Consider the following 8,341-nt stretch of genomic DNA (forward strand, 5'->3'; position numbering starts at 1 on the left):
GCGAGAAGGTCAACACCTACTCCTACAGCCCCCGCGGCGTCACCCGCTCCACGAGCAGCGAGAAGATCCCTCAGCCCTATCAGTTCGCTGGCGGCTATCAGGACCCGACAGGCCTCTACCACTTCTCGGCTCGCTACTACGACCCGAACATCGGCCGCTTCACCCAGCCTGACCCGTCAGGACAGGAGAAGAACCCGTACTTGTACGCCGAGGGCGACCCTGTTAACCGCATCGACCCGACCGGACTGTTCGGCATCTCGGACATCACAGAAACCGTCGGCTCCGCTATCGGAGGTGCTCTTGGAGTAGCTGCCACCGCTGCGGTGTGCACCGCAGTAACCCCTGCTTGCGTTGCCGGCGGCGCAGTGATGGCTGGTTTGGGTTCCGGCTCCGGAGCGGCCATCGGATCGGCTCTCGGCGGTGGAAGCCCCTCCGACCGTAAAGATGCCTTTCTGGGAGGCGTCCTCGGTGGCATTCTGCCCTTCTAGACCGAAGCCACGAATCACCACCTGACCTGACGTGCACTGTGCGGTGGGCAACCTCGGTTGTCCGCCGCACAGCTTCACACACCGGCAAGGAGCTCACCGAGTATGAAGGAGCCCTCGAACTGGAGCGCCCGCCGACGCAGCGCCGCCGTCACTGCCACTGTAGGCGCTGTGACTGCCGCGATAACGCGGGCAGGCAGCTCTGCGGTCGACTGGACTATCCTGCTGTCGGCCCTGATAGGCGCTGCAACCGGCGCAATTCTGGGCCTGCTATGGCCACAGCTCTGGTTTGCGCGACGAAAGTAGGGCCGCCGCCGTGAGCGCACGAGCGGGTGACTTACGTAGCCAACCAGAGCCAGCTCTGCGCGGCCGGGCACATGCCCACCGTCCACGAGCAGGCTGCCGCCAAACTAAGTGTTGTCCCGGAAATGATCTACGGCATGCTGATTGACCAGCGCCGTTCCCCGGTCACCCGGCGAGGGTGAGGTTGTGGAGGCGGGCGATGGCGAGCATGGCGTGGTGGACGCCGTCACCTTTGAGACGGCAGTCGCGGAGGATCTTCCACGTCTTCATGCGGGCGAAAGCGTGCTCGATGCGGGCGCGGACCTTGCGGTGTGAGCGGTTGTGCTCCTCTTTCCAAGCCGGAAGGCCAGCCTGGCCGGGTGCGCGGCGGTGCGGGATGACCAGGCCGGTGCCCCTGTAGCCGCCGTCGGCGATTACCGTGGTGCGGCCGACGGCGGCCTTCGCGCCGGAGAGCTCCCACGCCTTGCAGTCGTTGCGGTTGCCGGGCAGCGGTCGGCCGACGGCGACGACGAGCCCAGTGTGGCTTTAATCACGAGTAGTGCCGTCAGTTGTTCACGGGTTTGGGAGGCCACCCAGATCCACGGTCGGGTGATGTTCACGAGTTTTGGGCTCTGGCACAGATCTTGGGGAGCCGTCGCGGAGCGTCACTGCGGCGTTCGACTGCAGGGCCCCAGATTCGCGTGAGACCGCGTACGCCTTCTGCCTTGCGGCAGGGGGTGACGCCCCATCAGCTCTGTGCTTGACCTCTCTGGTGACGGCAACGAGCGGCGACGGTGCTAGCCATGCAGGCCGACGCAACGTTCTGGGACTCGCTCGTGTTCGACGGAATCGACGACGTGGACGTCCAAGCGGTGACCGCCGCCTTCGGCACGGTCGACGTCACGGCCAGAGGCCGGGCAGCCGGAGCGGTATGTCCGGACTGCGGCTGCTCCTCGAACCGAGTGCACGACTGCTACCAGCGCAGGCTGAGGGATCTGCCGCTGGCTGAACAGAGCGTCGTGATCCACCTGACGGTCCGGCGCTTCATCTGCAGTACGGACACCTGCCCACGTCGTACGTTCGCCGAGCCGTTCGCTCAGTTGACCGCCCCGTACGCACGCTTCACCACACGGCTGTGCCACGTGCTGGAGCGCGTCGGGCTCGCCCTCGCCGGTCGGGCAGGTGCCCGGCTGACCGCCCAACTGCGCGTGCAGGTGGGTCGGATGACCTTGCTGCGCAAGGTCATGGCGCTGCCTGACCCGCAGCTCAGCACGCCGCGTGTGCTGGGGGTGGACGACTTCGCCAATCGCCGTGGGCAGTCCTACTCCACGGTGTTGACCTGCGGAGAGACCCATCGCGTGGTGGACGTGCTCCCGACGCGCGAATCGGGACCGCTGGCCGCGTGGCTGGCAACCCACCCGGGCGTGGAAATCATCTGCCGGGACCGGGCGGGCGCCTATGCCGAGGGCGCGCGACTCGGTGCTCCCGCCGCGATACAGGTCGCTGACCGGTTCCACTTGTGGCAGGGCATCGGCCGAGCCGTGGAGACCTGCGTCGCCGCCCACCGCGAATGTCTGAACGGACCCAAAACGCCAATGAGAGCGGACGTTGCGGCGTCGCCCCACGACTCGGTGCGCGGCAGGCCGGACCCTCATGGCCGGCGAGCGCAACGTAAGAAGGCCGCGCACGCCCTGGTCCACGAGCTGCTCGCCCAGGGCCACTCCCGCCGGGCGATCGCCCGGCATCTGGGTTGGGGGCTCAATACCGTGCTGCGCTACGCACGTGCTGCCACCTGGCAGGACACTCTTCGGGAGAACCGTCCCCGGCCCAGTCGTCTGGACTCCTACAAGCCCTATCTGGAGCGGCGGTTCGCTGCAGGATGCACGAATGTCACCCGCCTGCATGGCGAACTGATTGCTGGAAACGCGCCCGTCACCTACCAGATGGTCCGCGGCTACATTGCCACCCTGCGCGCCGCGCCGCCGCAGGCGCCGCCCCCGCCGCCGACCGTGAGGCGGGTCACCAGCTGGCTCACCCGTCACCCCTCAACCCTGAGCGAAGACGAGCGCGCCGCGTTGAAGGATGTCCTGGCTCGCTGTCCTGAACTGGATATCGCGGCCGAACATGTCCGCGGCTTCGGCGAGATTCTGGCTCACCGGTTGGGTCCCACGCTCCCCGCATGGATCGACGCCGTCGACACCAGTCAGCTGCCCGGCCTCACGAACTTCGCCCTCCATCTGCTCCGAGACCTCGATGCGGTGACCGCGGGCCTCACCCTGCACTGGAGCTCCGGCGGTACCGAAGGCGCCGTGAACCGTATCAAGAAGATCAAGAGGCAGCTCTACGGCCGTGCGGGCTTCGAATTGCTCCGCAAGATGATCCTGCTGCAGTGACCCGCCGTGACCACCCCTCCAGACGTTTTGGGTCAACACCCGCTGCCCGTTGCCACTGGTCAGACGTCCGGCCCGACCGTGGGGTGCGAAATCAACGCAAGGGCCGCATCCCGCAGTTGCGCTTCCCATGCCACCTCGTCGAGCCCCAGCGTGTACTCGATGCAGCACGTGCACGGCGGGAGGAGCGCCACGAATGCTTGCTCCTCAGCGGCCTCAACCTCTGTCTCCAACCACTCATCCGATGCCAACTCAGCGAGCCCCGCCTCCCCGGCGGCGAACCGCGTGGCCAGCCTGCGCAACGCGAACCGTTGGGCCAAGGAACGCTCGGGCAACGCGATCCCCCACTCTGCGAGAGCCTGCTCAAATGTGTCCCGGATGTCTCGGGGGTCGGCATGGCGGGGTAGACCGGCGAGCTCACACAGGGCGGGAGTGTCCACCCCGGCTGCGAGTGCCTGGGCAGCGGTCATCGGCAGGTCTTCCGGACGCACCAGATTCGCCTGATACAGCCATGCTGCCTCTTCCAGGGGTGGATGGACGCCGTATTCAGGGCTGGAGGGTTCGGATGTATTTCCTATTGCTGCCATGGTTCACACAATGCCAGCACCTCTCGCGAGAGGTCTCGGAATATTGGCTGCCTCAGGTGACGCTCCGCGACGGCTCCCCAAGATCTGTGCCAGAGCCTGAAACTCATCGACAAACGCTGCTGCTGAACGTGATCGAAGCCGCTGCAGTGAGGTCGTCGGACTACGCCTGGACTGCATCGGCCGCTACCGTGGCCTGGCCATGCTGTGGCACGACCAGACCAAGGTCGGCAACTACAACGAGGGCATCCGCATCCCCGAGCCCATCTACCAACGCCTCGATACCCGCCGCACCAAGACACTCCAACTCTTCGAGAAGCGTTACGGCCGCACCCCGGCAGCCGCCGAACGCGCCGGCCTGGCCCTATTCCCCTCCCGCATCCGCAACCCCAACGGCCGACAGCCGATCTCCTACGGCCACTTCAACCAGCGCTTTAAGACCTGGATCGCCGACCTCGACCTCGGCGGCGCCTACGTCGCTCACCAGGCCCGCCACACCCTGGCCACCAACCTGCTGCGCGCCGGCGCCACACTCACCCACATCCGCCGCTACCTCGGCCAGCTCTCCGAACGCATGGCCGAGCACTACGTGAAGATCACCAACAGTGACCTCGAAGACGTCCTGAACACCGTCTGGGTGGCAGGCCCCGGCGCCCCCAACCCAGGCGAACTCCTCTCCGGCGACACCACCCCCATAGACCGCGAGACAGCCCTCGCTCTGGCCCTGGACCTCTCCCGCCACAGCACCCCCGCCGATGGGGGATTCTGCACCTACCAACCCGTCGTCGACGGCGGATCCTGCCCCTGGAAACTCGACTGCGAGAACTGCGACAACTTCGTCCTCTCCGGCGCAGACCTCCTCTACTGGCGACGCAAAGCCGAACAATGGCGCTCCATCGCCGAGAACGCCCCCGACGACGCCACCGCCGACTACCTCCACACCGTCTTCGAACCCACCGCCAAGGCCATCAAAGGACTCGAGCAGGCCCTGGCCGCCCTCGGCATCCTCGACGAAGCCCTCACCCTGGACCTGCGGCGCCCCCAGGACTACTTCCACCGCACCTGGAGCACCGCCTTCCGCGCCCGAGACCTCTCCGCACTGCAGGCCCCCGACGACGCCACAGGACAGCCATGAGCACTTCCCGCACTGAAGCGGCCGTCCAAGCCCGCCGCCAAGGCACTCAAGAGATGCTCGAACGCCTCCAGACCGCCCTGGCGGCCGCAGCACGCGACCATACGCCTGTCACCGTCGCAGCCCTCGCCCGTACCGCCCGCGTCTCACGCACCTTCCTCTATCAAAACCAGCAGGCCAGAGCCCTGATCGAACAGGCCTCCCGCACAAGCAGACCCCATCCCGGAGTCTCCAACAGCGGCAGCCGCGCACAGCACGCCTGGAAGGAACGTGCACTCAACGCCGAAGACGCACTCACCCAAGCCCAGCGCGAAATCCGCACCCAGCGCACCCGCATCGCAGAACTCCTCGGCAAGATCCGCGACCTCGAACACGATCTACCCGAAGGCTCACATCAGCGCATCGTCACGGAGAACACCAAGCTGAAGCAGCGCGTACGACAACTCACCCAGGACAACCAGCAGATCCAAGAACGACTGACCAGCGCCCGCCAGAACAACCGCTTCATGGACAAACGCATCGCCGACCTCGAAGCCCAACTCGCTCCGTACCTCACCACCCCGCCCCCGCGCCCCTGACCCAGCCTCGGATCATTGCCAACGAGAGGGACCTTGCCGACGACCGTCAGATCCAGTCGATGCCCAGCATCCGCAGTGCGTCGAGCTGGTTCTGGGTGAGCTTGTCCCGCCTCGACTTGGTGTTGGAGACCCACACGCCCAGCTTGACGATCACCGGTTCTGTCTCGCCGTCGACCGCGATCTCTTCGCTGTGGCCGCGAGGGACCGACCGCTGGCCCTCCCTCTCGACCCACTGCGCGAGGGCGGTCAGGCCGCGCTGGAATGCCTGCTGCGCCTTGCTCGGACCCTTCGCCGAGCGCTTGGCCGTCGGGGCCGGAGACGGCGCCTCAACGGGCTTCAAGCCCAGCTTGGACAGCCGCTCCTGCTGCTCGCTCGACAGCTGCGCCCAGGCGGTCGGCTGGGTCTGCCGCTGGAGCCAGCGTCCGATGTCGTCTCCGTCGAAGGTCACGCCGGGTGCGATGTCGGGCAAGTGGCCGTCGGCGTCGACGAGGTCGGCGAGGATGCGGTAGTGGCGTTGCCAGTCCAGTGGCCAGGGGCAGTGCCAGTCCTCATCGACGGAGGTCAGCTGCGCGGCCCGTACCGCGGCGCGCTCTGGGTCCTTTCCGAGGCCGCCCTTCCGGCGGAGGTTGGTCATGTGCTGCCCGATGGGCACGAGGCCCTCGGCCTCGCTCTCGCCCCACACGGCGTCCTGCCGGGGCGCGAGGTGGCCGGTGGCCCGCCGGAAGGACCGGAGCGCGGCGAGCTTGGACTCCCACGCCTCTTCGCCGGGCTCCCATACCATCCCGGCCTCCGGCAGATCGAGCAGGGTTTTGCGCCGCTCCTCCAACTCACCTGCCCGCAGGGCCTTCCTCTGCTGGTGGACCCATCGTCCAAGGGGAAAATCCTTCGTCACCCCCACTTCGGCCTCTACGTCATAGGGGACGGCGTAGAGGCCGGTGATGTGGTTCTCCTTCCGCCAGCGGAGGAGGGCTTGGTAACCCTCGAGCCACACCAGGGATTCCGGCCGGTAGACCCGGGTGCGCAGGAAGGCTGCGATGGTCGCGGCGTCGCGGGGGCTGGAGAAGTGGAGCAGGGCTGACTCGACCGCACCGTCGGTGTCGTCCTGCTCCTGGTCCTCGCCAACCTCGCCGCCGGCCTCGACGATCTGCCCGTCCTCGTCGCGCCGGATGTGTACCTTGCGCTTTCCGCTGGTGAGGGCGCGGGAGGCGAGCTGCTCGACGAGTCGTTCATCGTGTGAGCGCAGGCCCTGAAGGACGGCTACAAGGGGGCGGAAGCTGGCGGAGGCGACCATGTCGGTCGGGTCTTCGCCGGGTTGAAGGAAGATGGGCACGATGATCCTGGCCACCTTGGTGCTGCCGTCGCGGTTCAGCCGGAGCGCGCGGCCGATGTTCTGGACGATCTCGACCTGGGAGCCGCGGGTGTCGGCGAAGCAGATGGCTTCCACTCCGCGTTCGCCGGTGATGTCGACGCCTTCCCCGAGCACGCGACAGCTCGCGACGAAGGCCCGGTGCACCCGCCGGCCCGAGGCGTCGATTCCGTTGGCGAACTGCCGCAGCACCTCGCGTCGTTCGGCGACGAGGTGGTCGCCGCACAGCCACGCCGACCAGACCCGGTCCGGGGGTACGTGGCGTCCGGTCTCCAGCTCGTAGAACTCCGCGTCGATGGACGACTTCGGCAGTCGGTCCGCAGCCGCGCGGTCGTCGTCGGAGGCGTCGTTCACGTACAGCTCCGCAGCCGTCTTGGGCAGCTTCTCCGCGAATGCCGCCGCTTCCTCCACCCTCTGGTGGAATGTCATGACGGTGCGCAGGTTGTACGCCGCCGCGTGCTCCAAAAGTGCGGTCTGCAGCAGGGCCAGGCGCCGGCCCCGCTGCGCCTCCTCGGACTCCCCGAGGACTGGCGAGGGGTCGCGGATCTCCAGGACGTCGATCTCGAAGCCCGCGAGGATGCCCCGCTCGATGCTCTCGCTCAGCCCGAGCTCGGCAAGCCACGGGCCGTAGGTTTCCGAGTCCTGGCCCATCGATGCGAGCTCCAGCTCCTGGCCGGCCGCGCCCTTTTGTGGCAGGGGCGCGGCGATGATGCGGGGGGTCGCCGTGAGGTAGAGCCGGAAGTCGGCGGGGATGCGGGCGTTGTCGTGGATTGCCGCCCATGGCCTGCCAAGATCACCTGCGGTTGAGTGGGCTTCGTCGATGATGGCGAGTGAAAAACCGTCCATTTGCTGTCCATACAGGCGCTCTCCGCCCGCGAGAGCGGCTTCCAGCGGCCCGCGGACCTTCCGCTGGCCCGTCGGGTCGTCGAAGTCCTCGCGGTCCACCAGGGAGGCGTATGTGGCGAACACGATGACCGGCCCGTGCCCGGCCCACAGGGCGAGTTGGATCGGGTTGGTGGTGGTGCGCACTCCCAGCTCGTTCAGCACCGGGTCGTTCTCCAGCGAGCACACCGCCACCATGGGGGAGCGGTGACCCACCGCCCGCCACGCCTGGGCGGTCTGCACGAGCAGGTCCAGGGTCGGCACGGTCACGAGGATCCGGCCCTCGGGGAAGCACTCCAGGGCACACGCAGCGGCCGTGAAAGTCTTCCCCGATCCGGTCGCGGACACGATCGTGCCTCGCGCCCCCTGAGGGGGCACAGATGACCTTGCAGGGAATCCCACCCACTTACGGAAACTCGCTTTCTGATCGAGCTGATGTTCCCGGAGCTGAATACCCGGCATTTCCTGATCCTCCTATAGCTCGTTTGCTGCCCATTTAAGGAATTACCGGGACGGTGCGAAGGGCGAGACGGACACCGCACCGTCCTCGCTCACCACGACCCGTTCGGCGAGCTGCGCCAGGACCTGAGCGGGCTGAAGCCTGCTTCGATCGGCCACCGCCCGGATCCGCCGGCCAGGTCC

General features: G+C 67.2%; 5 protein-coding genes and 2 pseudogenes. 4 read left to right on the forward strand and 3 right to left on the reverse strand.

From position 1 onward, the window contains the following. Positions 1 to 488: RHS repeat-associated core domain-containing protein (locus ACWDZ7_RS42300; protein ID WP_451804221.1), on the forward strand; the 488-nt coding region annotated here is incomplete at its 5' end. A 465-nt stretch (positions 489 to 953) separates the two neighbouring features. On the opposite strand, the pseudogene ACWDZ7_RS42305 reads toward ACWDZ7_RS42300, so the two are convergent. Then, positions 954 to 1,307, reverse strand: a pseudogene (locus ACWDZ7_RS42305) (transposase); the annotation flags it as partial. A 263-nt stretch (positions 1,308 to 1,570) separates the two neighbouring features. Here ACWDZ7_RS42305 and ACWDZ7_RS42310 point away from each other — a divergent pair. Beyond that, the gene (locus tag ACWDZ7_RS42310; RefSeq protein ID WP_451804223.1) at positions 1,571 to 3,160 is read left to right on the forward strand and encodes an ISL3 family transposase; all 1,590 of its coding nucleotides are present in this window, start codon (positions 1,571 to 1,573) and stop codon (positions 3,158 to 3,160) included. Positions 3,161 to 3,219: 59 nt separating this feature from the next. On the opposite strand, the gene ACWDZ7_RS42315 is transcribed toward ACWDZ7_RS42310, so the two are convergent. Next, entirely contained in the window at positions 3,220 to 3,744 is a 525-nt protein-coding gene (locus ACWDZ7_RS42315) for a hypothetical protein (RefSeq protein ID WP_451804225.1), read from the reverse strand. Positions 3,745 to 3,895: 151 nt separating this feature from the next. Here ACWDZ7_RS42315 and ACWDZ7_RS42320 point away from each other — a divergent pair. Next, positions 3,896 to 4,876, forward strand: a pseudogene (locus ACWDZ7_RS42320) (tyrosine-type recombinase/integrase); the annotation flags it as partial. Continuing rightward, positions 4,873 to 5,451, forward strand: coding sequence for a DUF6262 family protein (locus ACWDZ7_RS42325; protein ID WP_451804227.1), 579 nt, complete (start codon positions 4,873 to 4,875; stop codon positions 5,449 to 5,451). The pseudogene ACWDZ7_RS42320 and the gene ACWDZ7_RS42325, both read left to right, overlap by 4 nt. A 46-nt stretch (positions 5,452 to 5,497) precedes the next feature. On the opposite strand, the gene ACWDZ7_RS42330 is transcribed toward ACWDZ7_RS42325, so the two are convergent. Then, complete coding sequence (locus ACWDZ7_RS42330) at positions 5,498 to 8,161, reverse strand: Helicase associated domain protein (RefSeq protein WP_451804229.1); 2,664 nt, start codon at positions 8,159 to 8,161, stop codon at positions 5,498 to 5,500. Positions 8,162 to 8,341: the final 180 nt, after the last annotated feature.

Source organism: Streptomyces sp. NPDC003032, assembly GCF_053591415.1.

Excerpts from the sequence above, each read along its gene's own strand:
- ACWDZ7_RS42310 (WP_451804223.1), top strand. The coding sequence starts at position 1,571 with ATGCAGGCCGACGCAACGTTCTGGGACTCGCTCGTGTTCGACGGAATC.
- ACWDZ7_RS42315 (WP_451804225.1), bottom strand. The coding sequence starts at position 3,744 with ATGGCAGCAATAGGAAATACATCCGAACCCTCCAGCCCTGAATACGGC.
- ACWDZ7_RS42325 (WP_451804227.1), top strand. The coding sequence starts at position 4,873 with ATGAGCACTTCCCGCACTGAAGCGGCCGTCCAAGCCCGCCGCCAAGGC.
- ACWDZ7_RS42330 (WP_451804229.1), bottom strand. The coding sequence starts at position 8,161 with ATGCCGGGTATTCAGCTCCGGGAACATCAGCTCGATCAGAAAGCGAGT.